We start from the raw sequence: 26,597 nt of genomic DNA on the forward strand, positions 1-26,597 counted from the left end.
TATAAACTAAATTTCAAATTTATAACCGATTCTAAAAACTGTCTTTATATATTTAGGTTCTTCAGGATCTTTTTCTATAAGTTTTCTTAAACTAACTATATGTGTGTCTATGTTCCTTGGAGAAATTGAACCATCAGCTTTCCATATAGATTCTATAATTTCTTCTCTTGTTACTGGTTTATTTTTATTTAATATAAGATATTTAAGTATTTCAAATTCATAATATGACATTTCAACCTGTTGTCCATCCTTAAATAATACACCTTTTTCAAAATCAAGAGTAAAGTTGTCAAAAGAAAAAGTTTTAATATCTGAAGAAATTTTTGATGATCTTCGGAGCACAGCTTTTATTCTAGAAAGAAGTTCTCTAATTTGAAAAGGTTTAGTTATATAATCATCTGCTCCCAAATCAAAGCCTTTTATTTTATCAATTTCTTCACTTTTAGCAGAAAGTATTATAACAGGTAGAAGTTTATCAAATTTTCTTAAACCCTTTAAAAATTCAAATCCATTAACTTTTGGCAACATTAAATCAAGAATTATAAGATCAAAATTATTTTCTTTGACCATTTTTAAAGCAACCTCTCCATCTTCTGCTTCCATTACCTCATAACCTTCATATTCTAAATTGTCTTTCAATAATTCTCTAATATTTGATTCATCTTCAATTATCAATATTTTATTTCCCATGCAAAGCCTCCTCATCTAAATTTTTTTGAATTTTATTAAAAATTAAAGTGACTTTTGTACCTACCCCCTTTTTTGATTCAATTAGAACTTTTCCTCCATGATATTCAATTATATATTTAATTAAAGAAAGGCCAAGTCCAGTTCCAGGAATATTAAGAGTGTTTTTACCTCTGTAAAACTTTTCAAAAACTTTTTTCAAATCATCTTCATCTATACCAATACCATTATCAATAAATTCACAAACATATTGATTTGATTTTTCATAAATATTTATTTGTATAATTTTTTCTTCTCCTGAATATTTATATGAATTATCCAAAATATTATAAACAACTTGTTTTAATAGATCTTCATCTCCCAAAATAATCATATTTTTAAAAGAAAAATCAAGAATAAAATTAACATTTTTTTTACTAATCTTAAACAATTCTACAACTTCATCAATAATCAAAATAAAATCAACCTCTTTTAATATAATATACTTTTTGTTTTTTTCATTTTTAGTAAAAGTGAGTAAATTATTAATTAAATATAGTAATCTTTGAGATTCATTCTTAATTTTATTCATGTAGCCCATTTTTTTTTCTTCTGATATTTTATCATAGTTTCTTAAAATAGAATCAGTCACTAATTGTATAGTTGTTATTGGAGTTTTTAATTCATGAGAAACAATAGATATAAATTCTGATTTCATAATATTTAATTCATACTCTTTTAGAAAAAATAAAAAAATAACTGAAAAAGAAAAAATCCCAGTGAAAAAAAGCATTATAATTAAAATAAATCCAAAAAAAAACTGTTTTTTAGCTATAAAATTAACCATCTTAGATTTCTCAATGAATAAATTTAGAAAAATTGGATTATTTTCTTTATAAAAAGGTAAAGAAACTTTATCAAACTCACTAAATCCATCCCTATTTTCTAAAAAATAATCATTTTCAACCTGAAGATTAAAGTAGAAGAAATTATGGTTTTTATTTTCATTATTTAGTAATAATTTAAAATTTACAATTATTAAAACAAAATTTTCCCCAATATAGCTTTTATTCTTCTTAACAAACAAAATATTATTATCTTTAATCATTTGATAATAATTTAGAAAGTAATCTCTTATGCTAAATATGTTATTTCTCAAATTCGCATTTAAATCACTTAATATTAGTTCATTTTCTTTTTTGCAATACCTGTTATAAAAACTTAATACTTCACTTTTAACCAAATCATCTGAAACATTAAAATAGTTTTTTATAAAAATTATATTTATTGCAAAATTTTTTTTTAAATTAAAGTCATAAAATACATCAAAAAGTATTGTGTATAAACTCAATATAACTTCATCATAAACATTTTTCATTAAAATATATTTTATTCCTAAATAAGAAAATTTAATGGCATTTTCATTATTACCCAGTTCAAAGTAAATTTTAGCAAGATAATAATATGATTTTATTTTTATATAAATTATATCCTTTTCACTATTAATAAGATTTAAAAAATATGAAATAGACAACTCATATAAATTGTTTTCATAAGCTTTTTGACCTAGTATATATTTTTCAAATTCTATCAATTCCTTCTCTTTTTGATAATATTCATTTATATTCTGCAATAATTTAGAATAATTATTTAAAATAATAACAGAATCTATAAAATCAAGTTTTGAAAGTTCATTTATTATAAAATTGTCATAGTATGTATGGTAAAAGGAAAGAGCAATTATTTTATTTACATTATTTATTATTGAAATAATTTGATTATATTTTGATATTAATAAACTTTTATAATTAAAATCAATTTCACTTTTTAATACATTTTGTTGAAGCTTTAATAAATTAAAATAATTAATCATAAATATTATTGAAATAAAAAATGAAAATAATAATATAATTATTAAGATTTTTTTATCTTTTAAATAATTAAAAAGATTTTTAATTTTTTCTTTATTAAATATAAGCATTAAAAAACCTTTTCTATATTATTTTTATGTATCCATCCATTTTTACCATAAATAGTAAAAAAATAAATGTACTCATCTTTAATATATTTAATTTTAATAATATTCCCTGTTTTTATCTTATCTTTAATAGTACTATTTTCATTTGGGAAATTATAAATAAAAGAATCTTCAATTACAATAGCTTCATTATAAAATACCTGTGGATAAATTAAAATAACTAAAAATACAAATATTAATAATAAATTAAAAATTAAAAAATAAAACTTTTCAATTTTTTTTATCCTTTTCCAAAAAATAATAAACAAAAAATATAATATAAAAGTAGTTATAAAAATATATTTAATATTTATCTTATGAAAAAAAAACAAATTTAAATAAGTTAATTTAGCTTTTTCTTCAGTAATCAATTTGTTTATCAAATCTTTTATTTCTTTACTATTAGGATTATAAATGATTCCTTTTCTCAAAGTTTTAAGAACTTCTATGTAGTTATTTTGAGCATAATAAGATTTAGCTGCAATAATAAAAAATTTTTCATTCATTAAAAATTTATATTTATATTCTTCATAAAATTTTATTATTTTATCATACTGATTATTATTATAATATTTATATAATGTTTTATTGTTTAACAAATTATTTCTATTAAAATTAAAGAAAGCTAATAAACTTAGTATTAATAATTTAATTTTCCAAGCCATCTAATTAACCTTTTAATTTTATAAATTTCTGTTCTATTATATTTATAATTTGCTATTCTATACTTCTTTTTTATTAAATTATTTAGTATATACAATTTATTTATGTCTCTTTTATTAAAGATAAATTTTAAGTTTTCATAGAATATCAAAAAGTTTTTATCTATTAGATCAATATTTATATTATATTTATTGATAAGTTTTTCAATAAAATCAAGCCAAATTTTATAATAATTAGTTTCATAACTTTTTTGTTTAAAATTTAAGCTTTTTTTTAAGACTTTTAATGAATAAATGTCCCTAGATCCTACTAATAGATAAAAAAATAAAATAATATTAAAAATCATAATAAATTTGAAGAATAAAAAATCTAATTTAATTGATATATTTCCATCTTTTATTTTATAATAATTTAATTCCGACAAATTTATTATAGAGCTTTCTTTATCTATTTGTTTCTGTGTAATATTTATCTGTTCACCAACAATTATAAAATTTTTAAATGAATTTTCTTTTATATTAAAATAAGAAAAGTTAATAGAAGGAAGACTATTTATATTTTTATTTTTAATTAATATAAAATATTGTAACTCACATGTATTTATAGTTTTATTTTGATTTATTTTTACAATTTCATAATTTGGATTATCTGTTAATAGCTTTGAAAAATCTATTATACTATGATTACCTTCTCCTACAAAACTTATATTCAAAATATATGAAACATCATCATAATTATTTAATTTCTCATACCTATAATTAATATTATAATTTCCTACTAAATAAATAAAATTCACAGGGACTTCCTGAGGAAATGGAACTATTTTAAATTCTAATCTATCACTTTTTACAACTCTCTCTACTTTTACTTTTTCTAATCCTTCAAAAGAATTAAAAATAATATTGAATTCAATATCTGGAGTGAAAAAACTACCCTCTTTTTTGGGAATAATTTTTAATTCTGCTATTTTGTATTTCTTATATGGTTTGTTTAAAAATAACATTTGAACAAGTTGGCCTTCTTTTTTTAAAAATTCATAATAGTAATCTTTAATATCTTTAACTTTAATGTTTTTTATGCTATCATATTCATTGGAAGTATAAAGATAAAAATAAATTTTAACCTCCTCTCCTAAATAAAAATAATCTCTTTCCATTTCTGTTCTAATAAAATCATCAGCTTTATAACTTTCTACATCGCTAATAAATATTGAAAAATCGTTTAATATAATTTGCCCTAAATTTGTATTTAATTTTAAACCTGAAAAATCAATTTGACCTTTATTTAATGCCTTAAATTTATATTTAATAATTACTTTATAAAAACTGGTATAAAAAATTCCATTAAAATTATATGAATTTTCCTTTTCAATTATTGGTTTATTTAAATACAACTTAATTAAATTTGAAATTTGCAAATCAGGATATTTTAAAATCTCTAAATCTATATTTTTTGAAATTAAAATAATTTTGATTTCAAAATCATCTTCAACTTTAATAATATCAGGTTTTTCAATGTAATAAGAAATTGATGCTGAACTTGAAGAATTTAAAATAAAAAAAAGACAACTAATTATTAAAAGGGCAAGATATATAAATAAATTCTTACCAATTTTTTTTAATTTTATCATTTGTTTTATTTATCAAATTCTTTTGAAAATTATCAAAACCTTCTGACTTAATAAAACTATTAATATTTTTATTTATTTGTTCCAAATAGTTATTTTCATCAAATTTATTCTCTTCTGTTTCTTTCTTTTTACTTAATAATATTTCATAATTAATCTTAGCATTTAAATTTTTAGGATTTATTATCAAAATTTTTTTTAAACATTCACATGATTTTTCAATATTTTTTATATTTAAATAATACAATGATAAAATAAAAAGTAAATTTTCATCATTCAAATTATCTAAACTATAACCTAATTGTTCAAAAAAGTAATTTTCAAAGCATTTATTTTCATAAGTTTTTATGTATATATTTAGTAAATCCAAATTTTTATATTTATCAATTTTAATAATGATACAAATTTTTTCATTAAATCTTTGAAGGTATAGATAAGAATTAATATAATTTTTATTTTTAAAATTAATATAAGAAAAAAATATATCCAGAAAAAAATAAGCTATTAATACAAGAAAAACAAAGTAGATAAAAATCAAATATAATACAAAAACTTTTTTAAATGATCTATATTTTTTCATTTTATTAAAATTTTCTAAATTCTTCATTAATTTTTATTTTTATTAACATTGGCGAGTAAAATAGATAATAAAAAATAGTTAGTAAAAAAATAAAAAAAGCAAAAAGCCAGTAAAATTTATAAGTAACAATTATATACTTTTTTGGCATATCTTTAAAGCTAAAAATACTTTCACAAATTTTATTAAAATTATCAAAATCAACTTTGTCTATATTATAAAAAAAAACATTATTTATATTTCCGAGTTTTTTTACAATCTCTATATTTGCCTTAGTAATAACTACTTCGCCATTTTCATCTTTCAAGAAACCATTTTCAATTGGAATTTTACCACCTTCTATTGTACCAATAATAAAAAAATAGATCCTAATCCCTTCACCGGTAATTAATTTTATTAAATTTTTATCTATCTCTTCCCAAAATTCCATATCAGAAAAAATAAGAATATATTTTAATTTACTTGGTGTTCTTCTTATTAAAGAATATCCCTTGGAAATAGCATTATTTATTAGAGATGTTTGATTTGTTTCTATTCTTAAACCATTTAGAATAAATGAAAAATAATCAATATTTGTAGTAAATGGTATTTGTATATAAGGTTCTAAACTAAAAATAATTAATGAAAATCTATTATTTTTACTTTTCTTTATTAAATTATTTGTAAGGAGAATAGAAGCTCTTAATCTATCAGGATAAATATCCTGAGCTTTCATAGATGTTGAAACATCTATTAAAATTGCTGTATCTATAAATTCATCTTTAATCTCAACTTTTCTTTTGCCCCCTTTAAAATCTAGCATTAAAAGTAAAAAGAAAAAATTCATTATAAATAAAATAAAAACTCTAAATAAAAACAATTTATACTTATTATAAAAATAAAAATTAAACTCATTAAAATATTTTTCTCTTAATTGTTTTTGTCTTAAAAGTATTAATAAAATCATTATATTATTAATAAAAAATATAAAAATATATATTAGTTTTTTATCCATAAACATTATTAAATTTAATATTCAACTTTTTGATAAATTAAAAATAAAAATAAAAAAATGCTAAATAAAATATATGAAATATAAAAATATAATAAATAATTATCTAAATAATAAGTAAATAATTGTACTTGGTAAACAACAGAATTGAGTTTATCAATTTTCTCCAAAGTATTTTTCAAACTTAAATTATCAAATGGATTCATTACTATATTACTACCAGTTATTTTAGAGATATTATATAAAAGAGAAAAGTTTATTGGCATATCTATTTTTTTAATCATTATTTTCCCATCTTTATCTTTAAAAGGAAAAGAAACTTCATTTTGCTTACCTAAAGCAATAGGAAATATTAAAATATTATTTTTTTTTGCAATAATAGCAGCATCCTCAGGTGATACTAATCCGCTATTATTATTACCATCTGAGAATAAAATAATAACTTTTCCACTTCCTTCAAAATCTTTTATTTGATCAATAGCTAACATTATACCATATCCTATGGCTGTTCCATCATCAAGCATCTTAATTTTTATTTGAGATACTCTTTCAATAACAAATTGATTATCAAATGTTAAAGGTACATAAATAAAAGCATTTTTTGCAAAAATAACTACAGAATAATAATCAAAAGGTCTCTTTTTTATAAAGTCAATTATAAAATTTTTAGCTATATCTAATCTAGATATATCACCAAAATCTAAAGCCATCATAGAGGAAGAAACATCAATACAAAATACTATTGCTTTTCCTTTAGATTCAACAGGAATTGATGAAACAGGTTTTTTAGGATTTGATAGTCCTATTATAAGAAATATATTTGATAATATAAAAAATATATAAAAAAAGTAATTACCAAACAAATTATAAAATCTTTTTTTTTCATTTTTAATATTAATGGTTGTAAAAATACCTTCATAGTTCTTTTCATCTACAAAATAGATTTTTAGAACAATAATTAATGGAATAATTAAAATAAATACTAATAAATTAATTTTCATCTATCTTCTTTAATATATTTAATTAGTTTATCAATAATTATTTCAATAAATTTAATATTAATTTTCAAATCTTCATTTGTATATTTGTACTTTAATTTATCCAATTCTAGTTTATCATTATCATTCAATTTAAAATTAATTTTTTTAATATACTCAGAAATATCAAAAATGACTTTTTTGGGATTAATATGTAACTCATTTTTTAACTTATTTAAATAGATCAAATTTTCTCTTTTCATTATCAAAGTTTTATATTTATTCTTAATTTTAATAAAAAAAAGAATTAGAAAATAAGTTGCTAAAAATAAAAAAGACAAAAAAACTAAATAAATTATAAAGTTAAAAAAAGTTGGATTGAAAGTAAAAAATTTATTAACCTCATAAAAATTATACTTTTTTTTATTTTCATTATTTATTGATGAAATAAAAATTTTGTTACCAGTTAAATCATATTCTTCAAATGAAAAAATAAATTTTACATTTTTTAATTCTATACTTCCAATATTAAAAAATTGAAAGTCAACTTTACAATAATAAGAATAATTTTTATATTCTATTAAAAAGTTTCTTATATATATATCACTATTATTTGAAATAATCTCAATAGGTTTTTTATTAAAAACGAAGACAACTGAAACAACATCCCCTATATAATATACCTTATATTTTTCTATTATATTTAGAAGTTCAACAGACCTATAAATATCCTCATATAAAAAACTATAACCAAATAAAATATCAATATTAAAAAAGAATAGGTTCAATGTAAAAAAAAATATAAATAAAACTCTTTTTAATTTTAATAATGCAATTTGGACCATCATTAAAATAACCATAAATTTTAAAAATATTTCTATTTTATCTTTCTCTCAAAATAGTTTTTTAATACAAAAAAAACATTTTCTTCATTAGAAACATGAAAATAGTATTTAAAATTTTGGGAAAGATTTTTTTGTAAATTATAAAAGTATTCTTCATAATCAACATTTGAAATTGTATTAAACCCCTCTATTAATTTACAATTTCTTATAATCTTTTTAATTTTAATTTCAAATAAGTCGAAAATTTGAAATAAAAAAATATTGTGTTTTTTATCAATAATCTTTAAATTTTCAATCATTTGAATTTGGTTTTCTACAATAAAATCTGAAATAATAAAAATATTTGTCCTTTTTTTTAATATTTTATATAAATATCTAAGGATATCAACCAAAATAGAATTATTTGAATTTACATAATCAAGACCTAATAAATAGTTATATATTAGATAAAAATGCTTTTCTCCTTTTCCAAATGGAAAAAATTTTATTAGTTTATCTGAAAAAATAAGAAATGAAAATTTATCATTGCTTATTAAAGAAATATAAAGTATTGTTAAAGATATTTTTAAAGCTATATCAAATTTTGATTCATTTTGAGAATTAAAAAACATAGAGGATGAAAAGTCCAGTACAACGAGATTTAGCTCTCCTCTTTCTTCATCAAAAATTTTTGTATATGGCTTTCCAAATTTAGCCCACAAATTCCAATTAATATTTCTAATTGAATCCCCAAAGAAATAGTCTCTATTTTCAACAAAATCTACCCCTTCGCCTTTAAATCTAGATTTATAATTCCCAACAAGAAATTTATTTGAAAAAAACTTAATTTTAAAAAATAACTTCTTAAATAAAATTTTATCATTCATTTTTTTTTATTAATTAATATTTTGTTTTTATGGAATAATTCTATTTTCTAAAATCTCAGTTATTATGTAGTCTGTAGTTATATTCTGTGAAAGGGCTTCATAACTTAATATTATTCTATGCCTTAAAATATCATATGCAATATATTTTATATCTTCAGGTAATACATAGTCCCTACCATTTATTAAAGCTGTTGTTTTCGCACATTTAACTAAATAAATAGAAGCTCTAGGTGAAGCTCCATATTCTATAAAATTGGAAATATGAGATATCTTATAATCCTTAGGATATCTTGATGAAAAAACAATCTCTGTTATATAATGCTTTAATCTATCATCAATATAAACATTATCTTTAGCTCTAATAAGGGATATAATCTCGTTTTTATCTAAAATTGGCTTTATGTTTTCTGTAAAATCTGGTTTTTCATTCAATTCTATAATTTTAAGTTCCTCTTCAAAACTAGGATAATTAATGATTAATTTAAACATAAATCTATCCAGTTGTGCTTCAGGTAGATTATAAGTCCCTTCATGCTCTATTGGATTTTGAGTAGCTAAAACATAAAATGGTTTTTCTAATTTAAAATTTTTACCTCCAAGGTTTACCTCATATTCTGCCATAGCCTGTAATAGAGCAGATTGTACTTTTCCAGGTGCCCTATTTATTTCATCAGCCAATATTATATTATTAAAAATAGGTCCAAAAAATGGCTCAAATTTCATTTCTCTTGGATCAAATATCATGGTCCCAATAATATCAGCAGGAAGTAAATCTGGAGTAAACTGGATTCTTTTAAATTCACAGTTTAATAATTTTGCAAAATTCTTAATAATATAAGTTTTAGCTAAACCTGGCAACCCTTCAATTAAAACATGTCCATCAGCTAAAATTGAAATCAAAATTTTTTTTACAATATCCTTTTGTCCGATGATAAATTTTTCTGTTTCTTTTAAAATTTTTTCAATAAGCTCAAAAATTCTTTTTTCTACCCTTTCCACCATCCTATCCCACTAATTAAAATTTATAATAACTTATTATATTTATAAAAACATTAAATAAATTTCCAGCAAGATAATATATTTGTTCTTTTAAACTATCATATCTTCTTAAATATGAGTTATAGATTATATTTTCTTCTTTATAAACATTTTTTTTTAATAGACTCATATAATCTAATTTCCATTTTGATGAACCAATATGAGCAAAAGTATATATTTGATTTTTGGAATTGTAATCTATTAAAATAGCAGCATGTGTATATTCATCATCCCATTTATTGTTTTTATTTCTATCATAGGTATTATCAAAAATAATAATATCTCCCGGTAAACCAATCTCTTTATTTAATTTAAAATGATTTATCCCAATATTATATAATATATATACTCCATTATTTAATATAGAAAAGTTTATATAGTTTCGAAGATTAATTCCAGAAATTTCATATACATAAAAAACAAATCCTGAACAATCATAATTAAATTTTTTGCCATTAATTCTAAATTCCTTTATATTTTCTGCTTTCAAAGCATTTTCAACTACTGTTTTTCTTATAACCAATTCTCTTTCTGGTACACTAGTGGATGAATCCCCCTCACTTTTATTATAAACTTCCCTATTATAATTATATATTCCAGAACATGCTTCAAAAAATAATAGAAAAAATAAAAAAATAATAATTTTATTTTTCAACAATCAATCTTTAAAATAATTATAATTTTATTTTTAATTATAATTTTTAATTATATAATTTTTATTTTTATTATTATTATTAATTCCCATTTCTATATCAAATTATTAAAATTCATAAATTACATCATAAATTGGCCCATTTTTTGTTAAAGTAGATTTATAAAGTTTCAATCTATTTATTAAAAAATTTTCCTTATTAAAAAAAATTTCTTTCATCATTATAGGAAAATTTGTTCTTGCCAAAGTAATATGTGGAACAAAATCTCTATCCTCTTTTTTAATATTTAAATATTTTAAGTTTTCTTCTATAATAGAATAAATTTTATTAAGCTTATTATTTTCATCAAATTTACAAACAATAACTCTAGCATTAAAAATACTAGGAAAAGCTGTTATTATACTAGAGGTAAGATTAATGTTTGAAGAATTAATTGAATCTATACTTTTGATCTTATCTATAATTAACTGGTAATCGTCAAATTCTCCAATAAATTTAATTGTTAGATGTAAATTCATCTCTTTTGTTAATCTAATATTTTTAAAACTAGATAAATACATTTTTTGCAGTAAAATCAATTTATGTAAAGATTCTTTATCAAAATCATATGCAAAAAACAATCTCATATAGTTTTATTTTATAAAAAAATTTTATTTTTTCAATATTTCTTAAAAATATAAAATATAAAATTAGTCTTCTAAAATAAACTAATCAAACCTATTATAAAAACTACTTTAAAATTAAATTTCCTAAATATTCTTCAGTAAAGTTAAAATTCTCTTTTTTTATAAAATCTATTAATTTCTTATATCTTTCAGTAATTACTTCATCAGGAATTATTTCTTCTTTATCAAAATCTCCTTCTAAACTTTCATATAAAATAAATGGATTAATTTGTGCTATTTTAGGTATTAATTTCTTGTTTTCTTTTAAAAATTTTAATGTTAACTCAAAATCTTGTTCAGTCTCTCCTGGAAACCCAATTATTAAAGAGATCTCAAAAAAAATTTTATAGAAATTTAACCTCTTAAATACTTCTATAGCATCACTTGAATTAAATAATTTTTTCATCTTTTTTAAAACTCTATCTGAACCTGACTCAAGACCTATAAACAAATTTATACAACCTGTTTTATTAAATAAATTAATAGTTTCTTTGTCAACATCTGGTTTAATGCCAAATTGAGCATCCCAAAAAAAAGAAATTTTTTTACCTTTTTGAATATTATAAAAATTAATTAAAAATTCTTTTAATTTACATGGAGAAATATTAATCATAGAATCATAAAAAGTTATCCAATTTTTATTATAAGAAAAATAATAGAATAATATTCTTTCTATTAAACTTTCTGGACTAGTAGTTTTAACTTTAAATAAATATTTCTCAGTACAAAATTTACATTTTCCTATACAACCTAAATTAAAAACTATTGGTAAACAATTTTTTCTTAAATAAGTATTTAAATCAAATCTATCAAATTTAGGAATAATATTATCTATTAAGATGTTATTAAACTTATTTTCATTAATAATATTTCTAAAAAAATATACTATATCATTTTTTTTAATATTACCACTTAAAAATTTATTATCCGATCTATTTGAATACTCTTTTATTAATATTTTACAAAATATATCAAAATTATCGATAGAATCCCCAAAAAAAGGAATATCAATTAAATCTTTATATTTTTCAAAATTTAAAGTAATATCTGGGCCACCACCAATTATTATTTTTTCCTCAAATAATTCTTTAATTCTATTTATTACCTTAATAGAAATATATCTATTTGTAGAAAAAAGAGAAAAACCGATAATATCAAACTCCTGCAATTCATAGATAATTTTATCAATAATTGTTTCTTCATATTCTTTTAAATAAAATTTAAGAAAATATTTTGAAGAATTAAAATCATAAAAAGTCCACTTTTTTTGTAAATTTTTATCAACTTTCTTATAAAAAAAAATATTGAAATCTTTAATTGTATGCTCAATATTATTTATGCTTAAGATTTCTGATATATATGATAAACCTAAAGGAGGCAAATTTGGCCAAAGAGTAGGTAAAACTACTAAACAAACTTTTATAAATAATCCTGAATAATTTTTATTTTTTCTGTTAGGGTTATTTAGTTATCTTATATTAATTAATATTCATTCATTATTAAATAATTCTTTTATATCTCTAATAAATTCATTAAAATTAATAGGTTTTTTATAAAATTTTATAACCCCCATATTTTTTAGCCTATTAATTTCATCTTCTTTAAGATTTTCAATATCTCCTGAAATTATTAAAAATTTTTGTAAAGGATTTACTGAATATAAAGCGTAAATACATTCATCACCTCTCATTAAAGGCATAAAAATATCCATAATTATAAGATCATAGTTGTTTTCAATTGCTTTTCTAAAAGCTTCTTGTCCATTAAAAGCTTGATCGACAATAAAATTATTTATTTCAAGAATATCTTTAACCATTTTTGAAAATTCATAATTATCTTCAACTAATAATATATTCATAACTTATAACTCCTAACTAAGTTGCAAAATTTCATATATCTTTTTTGGAATATCAAAAATATCCAATTCATAATCAAAAAAACCCGCTTCTTTTATAATTTTTTGCATTCCATAAATTAAAGAACTATTTTTATCTTGTATTATTATGGGAAAATTTTTTAATTTTGCTAATTTGCAACCACTAAGTCCATCCTCCTTGGCAGACAAACCAGACAATATGCATATTATTGGTTTTAATCTAGCTTCAATAGCAGAAATTATAGTTTTTGAAATAGAAGGAGCAAAGTTTCCTATAGTATTATTTTCAATAACTTTTATCCTAAGGTTTTCTTGAAATTCAGTTTGATATCCTCCTTTAGTAACATATATAAAATTTGGTTCTAAAGTTATACCATCTTCAGCAATCTTAGTTGTTAAAATAGATTTATTGTTTAAAACTTCTACGAAAGAATTTTCAAATGATACAGGCAAATGTTGAACAATCAATATAGGAATATTTAAGTCCCTATCAAACTTATCAATTATATTATATAATGCTTTGGGACCACCTGTAGATGAACCAATTATTAATAAATCATATTTCATTTAATCCCTTTCAAACTAATATTTTAATTTAATAATTTCAAAAATAAGAATAAAGTATAGTAAATTTTTTTTAAAAAATATTTTAAATTTTAAATTTTAATACAATATTATAAAATTATAAAATAAAAATTCCGACATAAAGAATAACTATGGTTAAAATTAAGTATATTAATTTTTTAATATTTCTATATTTTATATTTAATTCAAGTCCAATATTTTGTCAAGAAGTCAAATTAAAAAAAATTAGTGATCCAAATAGTTATGATTTTAAGATTAAATATAAATTATTCAGTTATGTATTTTACAAATTTTTAGAAGATAATAAATATTTTGATTACAATAATTACTATTTTAAGTTATATAATCCATTCTTTATTTATGAAATAAAAAACTACTATAGTTTTGCAATACTTTTAAACATAAATCCTTTTTATCAATCAAATAATACTTCAAAAAACTTAATAAATCACATACAAACAAATTCATTTTTAACAGCAACAATAATAACAGGATATTTTACTTTTGACTATTCAACAAATTTTTTTTCAGGAATTAAATCTATCTTCCCTTTTGATTTAATAGAAAATATACCTAGAATTAACTTTGGATATAAAATATTCTATAACTTCGACCAAAATTTTAACAATATTTTTGAAACTATAAACAATTATAACATAAACTATTTTTTAAATATTAAATTTATTGATTTAATAAATATTTTTTTAGGAAATATTAAAAACAGTAATGGGCAAAATTATCAAATTTATGGCATTTATTTATCAAATGAAATTATAAAAACAATTATTACTTTTGAAGAACATAACTATACTATAAAAATCTTTAATAAAGAAATAGAAAAATTTAATAGAATAATCTTTGCTTTTAATATTAATTTAGAAAATATATCCTTTATTATAGAAACACCTTATGTATATTTTAATTATATGAATTACTATGTATATTATTTTGATGCATTTTTTTTTATCAAAATATACAAAATAAAGTATGTTTTCATATATAAAAACTTTAATTATAATTCAGAAAACTTCTTTAATGAAAATTTCATGCACAATATAATTTTTGAGTTTACCAAATCACTTATAATAAATTTTTATCTCCCATATAGAAAAGATGATTTTAAATTGATTGCTGATAAATTATTTATAAGAACAGTTGCTAATATAGATTTAATAAAAACCCCTACAATTTTAAAGATTTTAAGCTTAAATTTAGAAGGATATTTTTATCCGAAAAGTTTAATAAATAACACTAACTACTTTATAATTACTCAAAATGATTACTATTATAGATTTTATTTTTCTCCAATATTACTATTAAATTTTAGTAAATATAGTACATTAGAATTTTGTTTTTGTTACGATATCTATAAAGAAAAATTATATGAATTTAAATTAAAAGTCTCATATAAAAGTCAAAATAATATTATTAACTTTATCTATTACGAGAATAATGATATAAATAAACATATGTATATTTTCTCAAAATTTACTCAATATGATTTCAACTTTTTAAACATTTTACCAAAAGAAAAATTATTAGAAATCTCATTTGAAAATAGTTTAATATTTAACTCAATATTTTTAAAGTTAATATATATTTTTAACGATAAAAATAACAAAGTTTATTTAGTAGTCGGAATTTACTATGCTTACTAAAAAAATTAATAAGATGATATTAGATAAAAAAACTTTAGAAAAAATCATAGAAAATATTTTTAAACATTCTTTCTTTGATGGTGAAATAAGACCATTTATGTACCTCCCTTACATATTATCTTTAAAAATAATAAATAAAAATTTTAGCATAAATGAGTACGATATATCAGAATTACTTTTAAATTTGCCTGATAAATATTACCCTTACATAGATCCTATAGATAGAGAAATTTCAATCTTGTTAAAAGAAGGAAAAACTTTAATTGAGGCAAAAGAAATAGCTAATAAAAAAATAATTTTTTCAAATTCAAATTTTTGTCTTTTTTTAAGAACATTTCCATTAATTTTAATAGATCCTATAAATTCTTTAAAAAATCTTGAGAATTTAACATATCAAATTACATTTTTAACTCATAATGATGAAATAAGTAAATTGATGGTATATTACAATTTAATAAATATAGAGTATTTAAATGGATTAACTTTTATTGATCATTTAAGAAATTACCTCTCAAATCAAAACTTGAAATTAAAATATTTATTTAATAGTGAAAATAACCAACTAAATGGTGAGATAACTAATGAATATGTTCTTTATTATCTTATAGATTATTCATATTATCTACTACAAGATATGGATTTTTCATATAAAAATAATACTACCCTAAATGTAATATTAAGTTTAACATTTAATTTATTTAAAGAAAATCTTATTGTTGAAAGTTCAGAAAATATATATAATTTTAATTTGAATCAAGAGGAAAAAAAGCTTCTAAAATATATAAAAAAAAGAATAAAATAAATTTTTTATTTATCTTTTAAGATATTATGAAATTATTTATAAAAATTGATAAAATATTAAAAATTATCTTCCTTTTATTTTTACTTTACATGATAATATTCCTATTAACCTGTACTTCATACATATACCCAAATAAAGACATATTTAATAAAACTTCAAAACTCAATTTTAGAGAAAAAAATTATAATAGTATTAATATCCCTAATGATGATTATATATTAAATTTTTACAATAATTCAGAATTAAAAAATTCTTCATTTTATGAAATACCAAAACTTGTCAATTACAGTTCCTCCGAAATTAAAACACCTATTTATATATTAGACGAAAACTTGACTAAAGTTTATAAGATAGAAAACAATGAAAAAACAGAAATTTTTTCAGTAAATATAAATTATGAATATATTGTTAAATTTAAACCAAATATAATTACAACTAGCAAAAATATTTATCTACTTAATGAAAATGATAAAAACTATTACCCTATTCAATTAAATGGATTAAATAAAAATGCTACATTAAAATGTGCAGAACTTTTTTGTTATAATAATAAAAAATTTATTTTTATTGGCACATCTCATCATGGTCTTTATTACAAAGAAATTAACAGTCCAAAATTTTTACAGATTAATAAAAATATTGCTAGAGTACCATTTACATCTAAATCTACTTCATACTTTGAGACTATATCAGAAATTGTACAATATAAGAATATTCTAATTATTAGTTATAAATATTCTACAAGAATAGGTTTTTTATCTTTCAATCAGAATGGAGAAATTATAGTCAATAATTTTTTATATGACATTAAATTGAATAAGCAATTTATTAATTTAAACCCAGAAATAAATAAAATTAAAGATGATGATAATCATCATTTTGATAACATTTATCAAGAAAAGATTGAATCTTTAGAAAGTATGGAAATAAACAATAATACATTAAAATTTGAAACAAATAAAAATATATACTATTTTACAATTGAAGTTTTTGAAAAAAATTCTGATAATAATTATAAAAACTCTAAAAATCAAAATTTTCATAATTTTGAAATTTATTTTAATAATTTAACTATTTGTTTGCAACTTGATAACAAAGTTGAAAAAGAAAAGGTAAATGAAGATTATAGAGAAGATTTTACTAGGGGATTATATATTCCAGTTCATCACCTTTCTAATGATGAAAAAATATTAAAAAAAATAAACTTATTAAAATCTCTAAATTTAAATACAATAGTTGTTGATTTAAAAGATGATTTTGGATTTATAACTTATAATTCAAATTCGGAATATGCAAAAAAGATAAAATCTATAAAAAAAATTATTAATTTAGATAAATTATTATTTTTTTCAAAAGAAAATAACATAAAAATCATAGCAAGAGTTGTATGTTTTAGAGATCCATTATTGTTTAACTATGAGAATGGTAAATATGCCTTTTATGATAAAAGAACTAATTCTCCATGGATAGGTTTAGAAAAAGAGAGATGGGTTGATCCTGCATCAGAGTTCGTAGTTGATTATCTTTGTGATATTATAAAAGAATTAGAAGAAAAAGGAATTGAAGAAATACAATTTGATTATGTCAGATACCCTTCTGATGGGGGAGTTTCAAATATTTACTCAATACATAATAAAAATAATTATTCCAAAAATTGCGTATTACATAATTTTTTAAAAAAAGCAAAATCATCATTAAGTATTTCTAAACTATCAGCTGATTTTTATGGTTATCAATGTTTTTATAATATAACAAAACATATAGGACAAGATCTATTTATTTTATCAGATTTTATTGATATTATATATCCAATGTATTATCCATCTCATTTTACATTTGGATTCTATCAAGAAAATTTAAAAGAAAATGAAACCAACTTTTTTATTTATAATCATGGTGTACAAAGAGCTTTTTTAAATGCTAAAAGACCAATACTTGTAAGACCATGGATTCAAGTATTCAAAATAAAAGTTTCTATAGATTATAAGGACTACATTCAATCTCAAATAGATGGTATATTAAGTGCAGGCTATAATTCATTTATTTTCTGGAATCCTGCAGGAAAGTATGATATACTTAAAGAAATTAAATATTAAAGCTCTATCTTAAGAAAATTTTTAATTTTTATATTTTTTTATTGATTATTTTAATTAAATATACTATTATTACCTTAGTTTACCTATTAAAATATAGAAGAAGAATTTATGGATTTGAATTTATCAAAAGATGAAAAAAAATTTTTAATATATATTGTGAGAAAAACTATTGCTGATAAACTAAAAATTGATTATGAAGAAAAAAATCTTAAATTAGATCATACTAGTATTGATAATAAATTACTAGGAAATTTTGTTACTTTACATATAAAAAATAATTTAAGAGGTTGTATAGGTTATATTAAAGGAATAAAGCCATTTATTGAGCAACTCAAAGAAGTTTCTATTCAATCTGCATTTCATGATCCAAGGTTTCCACCTCTTTCAAAAGATGAATTTAATGATATCAAGATAGAAATAACAATTTTGTCTCCATTTCAAGAAATAAAAGATCTATATGATTTTATAATAGGTGAAGATGGTCTTTATTTACAGTATAAATTTTACTCTGGTCTATTTTTGCCTCAAGTAGCAACTGAACAAGGTTGGAACAAACAGCAATTTTTAGAAAATCTTACATATAAAGCTGGTCTTTATCCTGAAATTTTAAAAAACAAAGAAATTAAATTATTCAAATTCAAAGGTTATATTATTTCTGAAGATAATATTTAACAAAATTAAACAACATTTTATTTTGACTTTTGTTTTAATTATGCTATTTTCCTAAATAAGATATTTATATTAGGAGTTTAAAAATATGAGGAAATTATCAATTTTAATATTTATACTAATTTTAATGCCTTTTATAATTTTGGCACAAACCAGCACATCTTCTACTAAAGACAATTGGATCGTTGAAATTAATGGTCAGAAATATTATTATAGTGAATTTATTAACAAATTTAACATGTATATTGAATTAACTGTTCCTCCTGATAAACAACAAGAATATAAAAATGATAAAAGATTATTGAAAGCATTTTTAGAAAATTTTATAAATGAAATAATTTTATTAAATAAAATTAAAGCTGAAAATTTTGCAAACTCTTATAAACATGTTATTCTTTTTCAAAATAAACAAATAGTAGTAGAACTATATATTCAAAAAGTTATTTACCCTACTATTCCAAATCCAACTAAAAAAGAAATCGAGCAATACTATAATCAAAATTCAAAATCTTTTCAAAATATTGATATAGAGGTAGCTTTAAAACAGATAGAAGAATATTTGAAAATGATAAAATTACAGGAAAAAATCAATGAAATACTACAAGATAAAAAAGAATCAATGATTATTCAAAGAAATCAAGATTATTTTGAAAAAAACTTAAAAACTACCTGGGTATTAAAGATAGGCGATGATGTTATTGACTATGACTCATTTCATACCCTTTTTATGGAATTTTTAAATCAAATACCTGAAAATCAAAGGGAAAAAACAAAATATCTTTTATTAAAACAATTTACAGAATCTTTCATTAATACATATATTATGTACAAAGATATATCTAAGAATACAGATTTTGAAAAAAAATATGACGATTACATTCAGTACTTAAGCAACCAAAAATTAATAGAACTATACATTTCAATTAAATTAAAAAACAAATTTCAACCAGTTACTCAAGATCAGGTAGATGCATACTATAATATGAATAAAACCCAATTCGCTGGTTATCCTGAAGCACAAGCAAAACAATATATTTATCAAATGTTAAGTCAACAAGTATTAAATATGTATATAAATGATCTAGTTCAAACTATTAGAGATGAAAATATCATCAAAAGAAACAAAGAATTCTTGCAATCTATCGGCTTAGCATAAAAAAAATGGGGATTCTAATCCCCATTTTTTATTTTTAAAAACTCAATTTATTTATTTTTTATTTTTAAAAAAAATTTATGATTATTTAAAAAAACTACTAATCAATTATCTCTGATTCTTTATCATAAAAATCAAATAGCTTATCAATTAATAAAATATTAAAAAGTTTTTTTAAATTATCATTCACTCTTATAAAAGAAATTTTTCCATTTTTAGATGTTATTAAATTATTTAAAAATAATAATTTACCAATTGCAGATGAATTTATTGAATTTACCTGTTCAAAATCAAGAACAATATGCTTATTGCCTTTGTTTATAAGTTCTTTAATCTCTTCATAAATATTCTGAATTATTTCATAATTATTTAAATCAGACCTCAATTTATAAATTACATAATTAGCCATTACTAAAAACCTCCTATAAATATACACTTAAAAAATAATATATCTTATAAAAAATTGCAAGTAAATTTAAATTTTTATTGTTAAAAATGATTGTTTGTAGATTTATTTATATAATTTTTAATAACTAAAATAAATTTTTTTATAAAAATAAATTTATGTATATAATACTATTGAAATAATTTAAAAAAAATATTAAATTTCTTATAAATACTATAATCAATCCTTAAATATAAATTTTAAAATTTCGATAAATTAAATATAATTAGGAGAAGTGATGAGAAAAGATAAAAATATAGTAGGTTTTTTATTATCATTGCTTTATTCTTTGATTTATACTATAATTTTCACATTTTTGAATGTATTTATATTTGGTTCAAAAGTTGAGATTTTAAGAATTTTTTTAATAAATTTCATATTTTCTTTAATAATTTCTATTTTTTTCTTTTTTTCAATATTTAAACAATATAAAAAAGTTTCTCTAAAATTTTCTCAATTACTTCAAAATATCTCACAAGGTAATTTTAATATAGAAAAACCAGATATAGAAGGTGTTTCTTTTACAAATATAAATATTTATATCTCTAAACTTATAAATTATCTTTCAGATGTTATAAATAAAATTGAGTTATCAGTTCTTGATATAAATGGAAATGCATCGACTCTTTTTATGTTTTCAGAAACCATGATAAATAGAATTAACTCTGAAATGAATAATATTACAAATATTAACCAAAATATGGCTTTATTAAAAGATATATCAATTTCTATTAAAGAATTTACATCAGAGGCTTTGAAAATTTCAGTAGAAAATAAAAATAAAATTAATGAATCAATAGATTCTATCAAGAATTTAATAGAATCAATGAATCTAATTTCTCAGCACTCTACAAATATAATTGAGATTTCTGAATTTATTTCAACTGTAGCAGAAGAGACCAATCTTTTAGCATTGAATGCATCTATAGAAGCTTCAAGAGCTGGTTCTGAAGGAGCTGGTTTTACAATTGTTGCATCAGAAATAAGGCAACTAGCAGAAAATTCATCTTCAGCTATTAAAAATATTAGAAATACAGTAGAAAATATAATTAAAGCAGTTAATAATGGAGTTTTATATTCAAATGAAGCTCAAGAAGCTCTAAATTACATAATTAATGGTACCGAACTTATAACTAATAAAATAGAAGATATAAATGAAAAAATTAAAAATCAATCTGGCATTACAACTAATATCCATAATGATGTTGAAAATATAAATACACTTATAAATGAAAACTCATCACTACTTATAGAAATGATGACTTCAATAAAAAACCTTTCTAAACAATCCGATATTCTAAAAGAAATTTTATCTCATTTTAAATATTCAACTGAAGAACAAAATATTCATAGAAATATTTTTGGTGTAAATCAAGACTTAATAAATAATAAAAATAAATGAAAAAAAGATATTACTGTCTATCGGATTATTTTAAGAATAAATATAATAAAAAAGTTTATAAAATTTCAATAGATGGGGGCTTTTCCTGCCCTGGTAGATGTGCTTATTGCTCCTCTAATGGTTCTCTTGCCCCATACAATAGATTTTTTCAAAAAAAAATAGATAAAAATTTAATAACTAGATTTATTTCAATAGAAGAAAGAAAAAAATATATAGAAAATCAGATAATAAAATCTTTAGACTATTTTAAGAAAAAGAATATTTCAGATTTATATATTTATTTCCAAGCTTTTTCAAACCTCTTTGATACAAATGAGAATATTTATGAAATTTACAATTTTACCCTCTCTTTATATAATTTTAGAGGTTTGATTATAGGTACAAGACCTGATACAATAAATGAAGAAAAATTGGAAATTTTAGAAAATATTATTAATAAAAATAATAGAGAGATAGATCTATGGATTGAAATAGGTCTTCAAACCTCAAATGATAAAACATTAAAGTTAATAAATAGAAACTCAAAAGCAAAAGATTTTGAAAATGCAGTTAATATCATTAAAAAATTCAAAAATATTAATATTGGAACTCATGTTATTTTAGGTTTACCTTATGAAACAAAAGAAGATTTTATTAATACTATTAAATTTGTTAATAAAAATCAAATAAATGGAATTAAATTTCATTACCTATACATTTTGAAAGATACCCCAATCTATTATTTTTATTTAAAAAATAAATTTAATATGCTAAATTTTGATGAGTACATAGAATCTTTAGCTTTATGTTTAGGATACTTGGATAAAAATACTATTATATTTAGACTCTTTTCTGATCCTGAACCAGGAGAATATTTACCTAAATATAATATTCCTAAAAGTAAAGCAATTAAAACTTTAGATGAATATCTTGATAAACATGATATATTTCAGGGTAAATTTTTAATATAATTAAAAGATAAAAATAAAAAAGCTAATTAATAAAATAAATATTTAATAAGAAATAATTTTTATTATTAATATTATTATTTAGGAATTATTTTATGTTTTTTTTTAATTTTTTTAAAAAATATTTTCACAAAATACTTAAATTTTATATTCTAACAATTCCACTAATTTTTTTTAGCTGTACAAAATTAGAAGATAACTTTAATTCAAATAAAAAATTTAATATTTATAAAAATTGTGAAACCATATATCTTTCATTAAATAGATTTCCTGAAAATTTAAATCCTTTTATAAAAGGCAATATTAATGAAAATATTATTAAGAATTTATTATTTGATTCTATTATTTATATTGAACCTAAAAATTTGAAATTATACTCTAATTATCTTGAAAAAATTATATTTGATCTTGAAAATAATAAAGTTACAATTAAATTCTTAAACAATTCATTAAATATAAATTTATTTCTAAGACAAATCAATTTTCTAATAAAAAATATAAATAATTCAGAAGGAATAAAACTAGATTACTTAAATAAAATAAAATTAAATCAACTAGATGAAAATAGTTTAGAAGTAGAGTTTCTAAAAAAATTAGAAATTTTTGAAATAAATCAAACAATTCTAAATTTATTATCTTGTCCTATTTTAAGCGAAAATATTATTTTAGCATTGGAAGAAAAAAGTGATAATTTTTATAAAATATTTACGCCTGAAAAACTTAAAGGAAAATACTTAACTGGTCCTTATTTTATAGACAATGTATCTTCAAAAACTATAAGTTTAAAATTAAATAAAAATTTTAAAAATCCTTCATTTGAAAAAATTTTACTAGATAAATATATTGAATCAACCAATTTAGTTTTTACCATATATAAATCATTTGAAGAAGAGTTAAATGATTTTTTGATCGGAAATCTTGATATAATCTATTTTAATGATGAAAATTTATTGACAATTTTTAAAAAATTCCCTGCTTCAATAGGTCTTATAAAAATACTTAATCCATATAATAACTTGCATCTAATAAATAATTTAAATTTTAAACAAAGTATTCTATTTAATAAACTTAAATTAGATTTCTCTAAAGAATACGAAAAAAATAATTTTAAAATTTTTTTACCATATATAATTAATAAAAATAATAATAACTCAAGACATATAAAAGTATTAAATTCAAATAAGAATAATATCTTAACAATCCTTTCTCAAGAAAAGGAAGATAATAATAATAACCAAAAAGAAATTATTTTACTTACAAATAATGATGAAAAAATAATAAATTTGATTAATAATTCATTAAAAAACAAGAATATTAATTATCAAATAAGTATTGAAGATTCAATTACTTTTATTGCAAAGATATATGGAAACTTACAATGGAATATAGCATTTATATCTTTAAGTCATTCTTTATGGAATTTACCTGATCTAGATTTTTTTAATCCATATTCTTATGGTCATATCGTTAATCTTTCAAATACTAAAAAAGTTGAAGAAATAAATATATTTTCTTTAATTACTGAGTTATGGGACATTAGAAATTACTTTATTATTAAAAAAGGAATATTAATTCCTAACAATAAAAAATTAAATTCTATAATTAAAGATATACAAGAATACTTAAAAAAATCAGAAATGATCTATCCTATTTATTACAAACCAGTTTTCATAGCTTATAATAAAAAATTGAGAAATTTAAATCCTTTAATATATAACAATTTAATTGATTATTCATTTCCTAAAATGATATACCTAAGAAAGAAGAAATAAAAAAATTATAATGGAGCAAATTTTTATGAACAATCCAACGACAAAAAATATACCAATAATAGATTTGCATTCAGATACTTTTTACAAAAAGCTTTTTTTATCTGATTATGAGGAAGCTAAATTTTTATATATAAAAAAAGGGGACTCTTATATTAATATTGAAGAAAATTTTCATGTTACAGCTGAAAAAATAAGAAAAGGTAATATAAGAGTATCGGTTCAGTCCCTTTATCTTTCAAACAAAAATAATGAAGCACCATTAAAAAATGGCATGAAAATTTTAAGTTTAATAAAAAAGTTTATAAAAGATAATAACGATTTTTATCAAGTTTATAATATTAAAGATATCAATGAAAATATTAATAAAAAATATGGTATTCTTGTTTCCATTGAAGGTCTTGAAATAATTGAAAATAATTTAGAATTTTTAGAACTTTTCTATGAACTTGGTGTCAGAATTGTAGCACCAACATGGAATAGAATAACTCCATTTATGGGAAATGTAATAGAATCTTATGGGCTTTTCAATAAAGGAAAGGAATTAATAAATAAACTAAATGAACTAAAACTAATTATCGATGTTTCCCATATGGGAGAAAAAGAATTTTATGAAGTATGTAATTTAGCAAGAACTCCTGTTATTGCATCTCATTCTAATGTATGGAGTATTAATAATCATAATAGAAACTTAAAAGATGAACAAATTAAAATAATTAAAGAATTAAAAGGAGTAATCGGAATAAACCTTTCACCATCTTTTTTAAAACCAGATAAAGCAATAAATATAGAAAATTCAGAATTTCCAGAATCATATTATTGGATTTATAATATAATAGATTATCTAAGCTCTAAATTTGGAGATGAAATAATTTCATTTGGAGCTGATTTCGATGGAATATATTTACTTCCTAATGGTATCTATGGTATCGATTTTTATTCAGACTTTATAAATTTTTTAATATATAAAGGATTAAAAATTGAAACTATTGAAAATATATGTTATAAGAATTTTTTAAATGTTTTCTCAACTATTTAACAAATTTAAATATACTTGATTTTATTTTTTTAAATTGTACAGTAAGTAAAAATAATATCATTATATAATTAAACCTTTATTTTATGAATGATTTTATTCATATTATTAATTTTGCAATTGAAAGAGAAAAAGAATCTATAGAATTCTATAATAATTTAGAGAAAAAATTCACTGAACCAAATATTAAAAATTACATTAGTAATATAATTAATATAGAAAAAACCCATATTACTAAACTAAATAATATTAAAAATCAAGATTTTATAAATAATTTGAAATCTGAAATTGACAAAATCAAATTAGAAGAAAAATCTCTTATCGATTATTTAAATATTACATATATTTCAGATCAAGACAAAAATTATTACTCTGAACTTCAAGAATTGTTAATAATTGCTATAAAAAAAGAAAATTTATCTTTAGATTTATATTTAAAATTATCAGAAAAATTTAGTAATATTAAAGAGCTTAAAAACATATTTTTTATTCTTGCTAATGAAGAAAAAGAGCATAAAAAATATTTTGAAAATTTATATAATAATTACATATTAAAAGAATTTTAATTATTTAT

At 19.6% G+C, this 26,597-nt stretch carries 26 protein-coding genes; 10 read left to right on the top strand and 16 right to left on the bottom strand.

Annotated features, from left to right (window positions below):
• Window positions 1–6: 6 nt before the first annotated feature.
• The 15 genes from N3A58_03860 to N3A58_03930 form a co-directional block, all read right to left on the bottom strand.
• Window positions 7–690, bottom strand: coding sequence for a response regulator transcription factor (locus N3A58_03860; protein MCX8058532.1), 684 nt, complete (start codon window positions 688–690; stop codon window positions 7–9).
• Window positions 680–2,647 carry an ATP-binding protein gene (locus N3A58_03865; protein ID MCX8058533.1) on the bottom strand — a complete coding sequence of 656 codons (1,968 nt, stop codon included), beginning with the start codon at window positions 2,645–2,647 and terminating at the stop codon, window positions 680–682. The genes N3A58_03860 and N3A58_03865 overlap by 11 nt, the downstream gene beginning before the upstream one ends.
• The gene (locus tag N3A58_03870) at window positions 2,647–3,348 is read right to left on the bottom strand and encodes a hypothetical protein (GenBank protein ID MCX8058534.1); all 702 of its coding nucleotides are present in this window, start codon (window positions 3,346–3,348) and stop codon (window positions 2,647–2,649) included. The genes N3A58_03865 and N3A58_03870 overlap by 1 nt, the downstream gene beginning before the upstream one ends.
• The gene (locus tag N3A58_03875) at window positions 3,324–4,976 is read right to left on the bottom strand and encodes a hypothetical protein (protein ID MCX8058535.1); all 1,653 of its coding nucleotides are present in this window, start codon (window positions 4,974–4,976) and stop codon (window positions 3,324–3,326) included. Before N3A58_03875 ends, N3A58_03870 begins: the two co-directional genes overlap by 25 nt.
• The gene (locus tag N3A58_03880; protein MCX8058536.1) at window positions 4,951–5,553 is read right to left on the bottom strand and encodes a hypothetical protein; all 603 of its coding nucleotides are present in this window, start codon (window positions 5,551–5,553) and stop codon (window positions 4,951–4,953) included. The genes N3A58_03875 and N3A58_03880 overlap by 26 nt, the downstream gene beginning before the upstream one ends.
• Before the next feature lie 4 nt (window positions 5,554–5,557).
• Window positions 5,558–6,544, bottom strand: coding sequence for a VWA domain-containing protein (locus tag N3A58_03885; GenBank protein ID MCX8058537.1), 987 nt, complete (start codon window positions 6,542–6,544; stop codon window positions 5,558–5,560).
• A gap of 14 nt (window positions 6,545–6,558) precedes the next feature.
• The gene (locus N3A58_03890; GenBank protein ID MCX8058538.1) at window positions 6,559–7,542 is read right to left on the bottom strand and encodes a VWA domain-containing protein; all 984 of its coding nucleotides are present in this window, start codon (window positions 7,540–7,542) and stop codon (window positions 6,559–6,561) included.
• The gene (locus N3A58_03895; protein MCX8058539.1) at window positions 7,539–8,378 is read right to left on the bottom strand and encodes a hypothetical protein; all 840 of its coding nucleotides are present in this window, start codon (window positions 8,376–8,378) and stop codon (window positions 7,539–7,541) included. The genes N3A58_03890 and N3A58_03895 overlap by 4 nt, the downstream gene beginning before the upstream one ends.
• A gap of 17 nt (window positions 8,379–8,395) precedes the next feature.
• Complete coding sequence (locus N3A58_03900; protein ID MCX8058540.1) at window positions 8,396–9,229, bottom strand: DUF58 domain-containing protein; 834 nt, start codon at window positions 9,227–9,229, stop codon at window positions 8,396–8,398.
• Between the two features lie 27 nt (window positions 9,230–9,256).
• Window positions 9,257–10,231 (bottom strand): MoxR family ATPase, encoded by a 975-nt coding sequence (locus N3A58_03905; GenBank protein ID MCX8058541.1) that lies wholly within the window; start codon window positions 10,229–10,231, stop codon window positions 9,257–9,259.
• Between the two features lie 13 nt (window positions 10,232–10,244).
• On the bottom strand, window positions 10,245–10,922 hold the full coding sequence (locus tag N3A58_03910) for a C40 family peptidase (protein ID MCX8058542.1): 678 nt from the start codon (window positions 10,920–10,922) through the stop codon (window positions 10,245–10,247).
• A 105-nt stretch (window positions 10,923–11,027) separates the two neighbouring features.
• Window positions 11,028–11,546, bottom strand: a complete 519-nt coding sequence (gene thpR, locus N3A58_03915; GenBank protein MCX8058543.1) for an RNA 2',3'-cyclic phosphodiesterase — start codon at window positions 11,544–11,546, stop codon at window positions 11,028–11,030.
• 103 nt (window positions 11,547–11,649) lie between these two features.
• On the bottom strand, window positions 11,650–12,966 hold the full coding sequence (locus N3A58_03920) for a radical SAM protein (GenBank protein ID MCX8058544.1): 1,317 nt from the start codon (window positions 12,964–12,966) through the stop codon (window positions 11,650–11,652).
• A 108-nt stretch (window positions 12,967–13,074) separates the two neighbouring features.
• The gene (locus N3A58_03925; protein MCX8058545.1) at window positions 13,075–13,443 is read right to left on the bottom strand and encodes a response regulator; all 369 of its coding nucleotides are present in this window, start codon (window positions 13,441–13,443) and stop codon (window positions 13,075–13,077) included.
• A 12-nt stretch (window positions 13,444–13,455) separates the two neighbouring features.
• Window positions 13,456–14,028: a CheB methylesterase domain-containing protein gene (locus N3A58_03930; protein ID MCX8058546.1), complete on the bottom strand. Its 573-nt coding sequence runs from the start codon at window positions 14,026–14,028 to the stop codon at window positions 13,456–13,458.
• A gap of 149 nt (window positions 14,029–14,177) precedes the next feature.
• Here N3A58_03930 and N3A58_03935 point away from each other — a divergent pair, with 149 nt between their 5' ends.
• From N3A58_03935 to N3A58_03955, 5 genes are all read left to right on the top strand, one after another.
• The gene (locus N3A58_03935; protein MCX8058547.1) at window positions 14,178–15,704 is read left to right on the top strand and encodes a hypothetical protein; all 1,527 of its coding nucleotides are present in this window, start codon (window positions 14,178–14,180) and stop codon (window positions 15,702–15,704) included.
• The gene (locus N3A58_03940; protein ID MCX8058548.1) at window positions 15,694–16,506 is read left to right on the top strand and encodes a hypothetical protein; all 813 of its coding nucleotides are present in this window, start codon (window positions 15,694–15,696) and stop codon (window positions 16,504–16,506) included. The genes N3A58_03935 and N3A58_03940 overlap by 11 nt, the downstream gene beginning before the upstream one ends.
• 26 nt (window positions 16,507–16,532) lie before the next feature.
• Entirely contained in the window at window positions 16,533–18,602 is a 2,070-nt protein-coding gene (locus N3A58_03945; GenBank protein ID MCX8058549.1) for a putative glycoside hydrolase, read from the top strand.
• Between the two features lie 108 nt (window positions 18,603–18,710).
• Window positions 18,711–19,274, top strand: a complete 564-nt coding sequence (amrA, locus tag N3A58_03950; GenBank protein MCX8058550.1) for an AmmeMemoRadiSam system protein A — start codon at window positions 18,711–18,713, stop codon at window positions 19,272–19,274.
• 85 nt (window positions 19,275–19,359) lie between these two features.
• Window positions 19,360–20,427, top strand: a complete 1,068-nt coding sequence (locus N3A58_03955; protein MCX8058551.1) for a hypothetical protein — start codon at window positions 19,360–19,362, stop codon at window positions 20,425–20,427.
• A 97-nt stretch (window positions 20,428–20,524) separates the two neighbouring features.
• Here N3A58_03955 and N3A58_03960 read toward each other — a convergent pair whose 3' ends face one another.
• Window positions 20,525–20,833 (bottom strand): STAS domain-containing protein, encoded by a 309-nt coding sequence (locus N3A58_03960; GenBank protein MCX8058552.1) that lies wholly within the window; start codon window positions 20,831–20,833, stop codon window positions 20,525–20,527.
• A 274-nt stretch (window positions 20,834–21,107) separates the two neighbouring features.
• On the opposite strand from N3A58_03960, the gene N3A58_03965 reads away from it, so the two are divergent.
• The 5 genes from N3A58_03965 (at window position 21,108) to N3A58_03985 (ending at window position 26,589) form a co-directional block, all read left to right on the top strand.
• Complete coding sequence (locus tag N3A58_03965) at window positions 21,108–22,271, top strand: methyl-accepting chemotaxis protein (GenBank protein MCX8058553.1); 1,164 nt, start codon at window positions 21,108–21,110, stop codon at window positions 22,269–22,271.
• Window positions 22,268–23,221, top strand: coding sequence for a TIGR01212 family radical SAM protein (locus N3A58_03970; protein ID MCX8058554.1), 954 nt, complete (start codon window positions 22,268–22,270; stop codon window positions 23,219–23,221). Before N3A58_03965 ends, N3A58_03970 begins: the two co-directional genes overlap by 4 nt.
• Window positions 23,222–23,313: 92 nt before the next feature.
• Window positions 23,314–24,990, top strand: a complete 1,677-nt coding sequence (locus N3A58_03975) for a hypothetical protein (protein ID MCX8058555.1) — start codon at window positions 23,314–23,316, stop codon at window positions 24,988–24,990.
• A 25-nt stretch (window positions 24,991–25,015) separates the two neighbouring features.
• Window positions 25,016–26,026, top strand: a complete 1,011-nt coding sequence (locus N3A58_03980; GenBank protein MCX8058556.1) for a dipeptidase — start codon at window positions 25,016–25,018, stop codon at window positions 26,024–26,026.
• A gap of 83 nt (window positions 26,027–26,109) precedes the next feature.
• Entirely contained in the window at window positions 26,110–26,589 is a 480-nt protein-coding gene (locus tag N3A58_03985; protein ID MCX8058557.1) for a ferritin family protein, read from the top strand.
• Window positions 26,590–26,597 lie beyond the last annotated feature (8 nt).

This window comes from Spirochaetota bacterium (assembly GCA_026415295.1).
Taxonomy (GTDB): domain Bacteria; phylum Spirochaetota; class JAAYUW01; order JAAYUW01; family JAOAHJ01; genus JAOAHJ01.

Coding starts and splice junctions, on each gene's coding strand:
- N3A58_03870 (MCX8058534.1), bottom strand. CDS start 3,348: ATGGCTTGGAAAATTAAATTATTAATACTAAGTTTATTAGCTTTCTTT.
- N3A58_03865 (MCX8058533.1), bottom strand. CDS start 2,647: ATGCTTATATTTAATAAAGAAAAAATTAAAAATCTTTTTAATTATTTA.
- N3A58_03985 (MCX8058557.1), top strand. CDS start 26,110: ATGAATGATTTTATTCATATTATTAATTTTGCAATTGAAAGAGAAAAA.
- N3A58_03935 (MCX8058547.1), top strand. CDS start 14,178: ATGGTTAAAATTAAGTATATTAATTTTTTAATATTTCTATATTTTATA.
- amrA (MCX8058550.1), top strand. CDS start 18,711: ATGGATTTGAATTTATCAAAAGATGAAAAAAAATTTTTAATATATATT.
- N3A58_03925 (MCX8058545.1), bottom strand. CDS start 13,443: ATGAATATATTATTAGTTGAAGATAATTATGAATTTTCAAAAATGGTT.
- N3A58_03900 (MCX8058540.1), bottom strand. CDS start 9,229: ATGAATGATAAAATTTTATTTAAGAAGTTATTTTTTAAAATTAAGTTT.
- N3A58_03960 (MCX8058552.1), bottom strand. CDS start 20,833: ATGGCTAATTATGTAATTTATAAATTGAGGTCTGATTTAAATAATTAT.
- N3A58_03860 (MCX8058532.1), bottom strand. CDS start 690: ATGGGAAATAAAATATTGATAATTGAAGATGAATCAAATATTAGAGAA.
- N3A58_03970 (MCX8058554.1), top strand. CDS start 22,268: ATGAAAAAAAGATATTACTGTCTATCGGATTATTTTAAGAATAAATAT.
- N3A58_03975 (MCX8058555.1), top strand. CDS start 23,314: ATGTTTTTTTTTAATTTTTTTAAAAAATATTTTCACAAAATACTTAAA.
- N3A58_03885 (MCX8058537.1), bottom strand. CDS start 6,544: ATGGATAAAAAACTAATATATATTTTTATATTTTTTATTAATAATATA.
- N3A58_03955 (MCX8058551.1), top strand. CDS start 19,360: ATGAGGAAATTATCAATTTTAATATTTATACTAATTTTAATGCCTTTT.
- N3A58_03895 (MCX8058539.1), bottom strand. CDS start 8,378: ATGGTTATTTTAATGATGGTCCAAATTGCATTATTAAAATTAAAAAGA.
- thpR (MCX8058543.1), bottom strand. CDS start 11,546: ATGAGATTGTTTTTTGCATATGATTTTGATAAAGAATCTTTACATAAA.
- N3A58_03940 (MCX8058548.1), top strand. CDS start 15,694: ATGCTTACTAAAAAAATTAATAAGATGATATTAGATAAAAAAACTTTA.
- N3A58_03880 (MCX8058536.1), bottom strand. CDS start 5,553: ATGAAAAAATATAGATCATTTAAAAAAGTTTTTGTATTATATTTGATT.
- N3A58_03945 (MCX8058549.1), top strand. CDS start 16,533: ATGAAATTATTTATAAAAATTGATAAAATATTAAAAATTATCTTCCTT.
- N3A58_03965 (MCX8058553.1), top strand. CDS start 21,108: ATGAGAAAAGATAAAAATATAGTAGGTTTTTTATTATCATTGCTTTAT.
- N3A58_03930 (MCX8058546.1), bottom strand. CDS start 14,028: ATGAAATATGATTTATTAATAATTGGTTCATCTACAGGTGGTCCCAAA.
- N3A58_03980 (MCX8058556.1), top strand. CDS start 25,016: ATGAACAATCCAACGACAAAAAATATACCAATAATAGATTTGCATTCA.
- N3A58_03875 (MCX8058535.1), bottom strand. CDS start 4,976: ATGATAAAATTAAAAAAAATTGGTAAGAATTTATTTATATATCTTGCC.
- N3A58_03905 (MCX8058541.1), bottom strand. CDS start 10,231: ATGGTGGAAAGGGTAGAAAAAAGAATTTTTGAGCTTATTGAAAAAATT.
- N3A58_03890 (MCX8058538.1), bottom strand. CDS start 7,542: ATGAAAATTAATTTATTAGTATTTATTTTAATTATTCCATTAATTATT.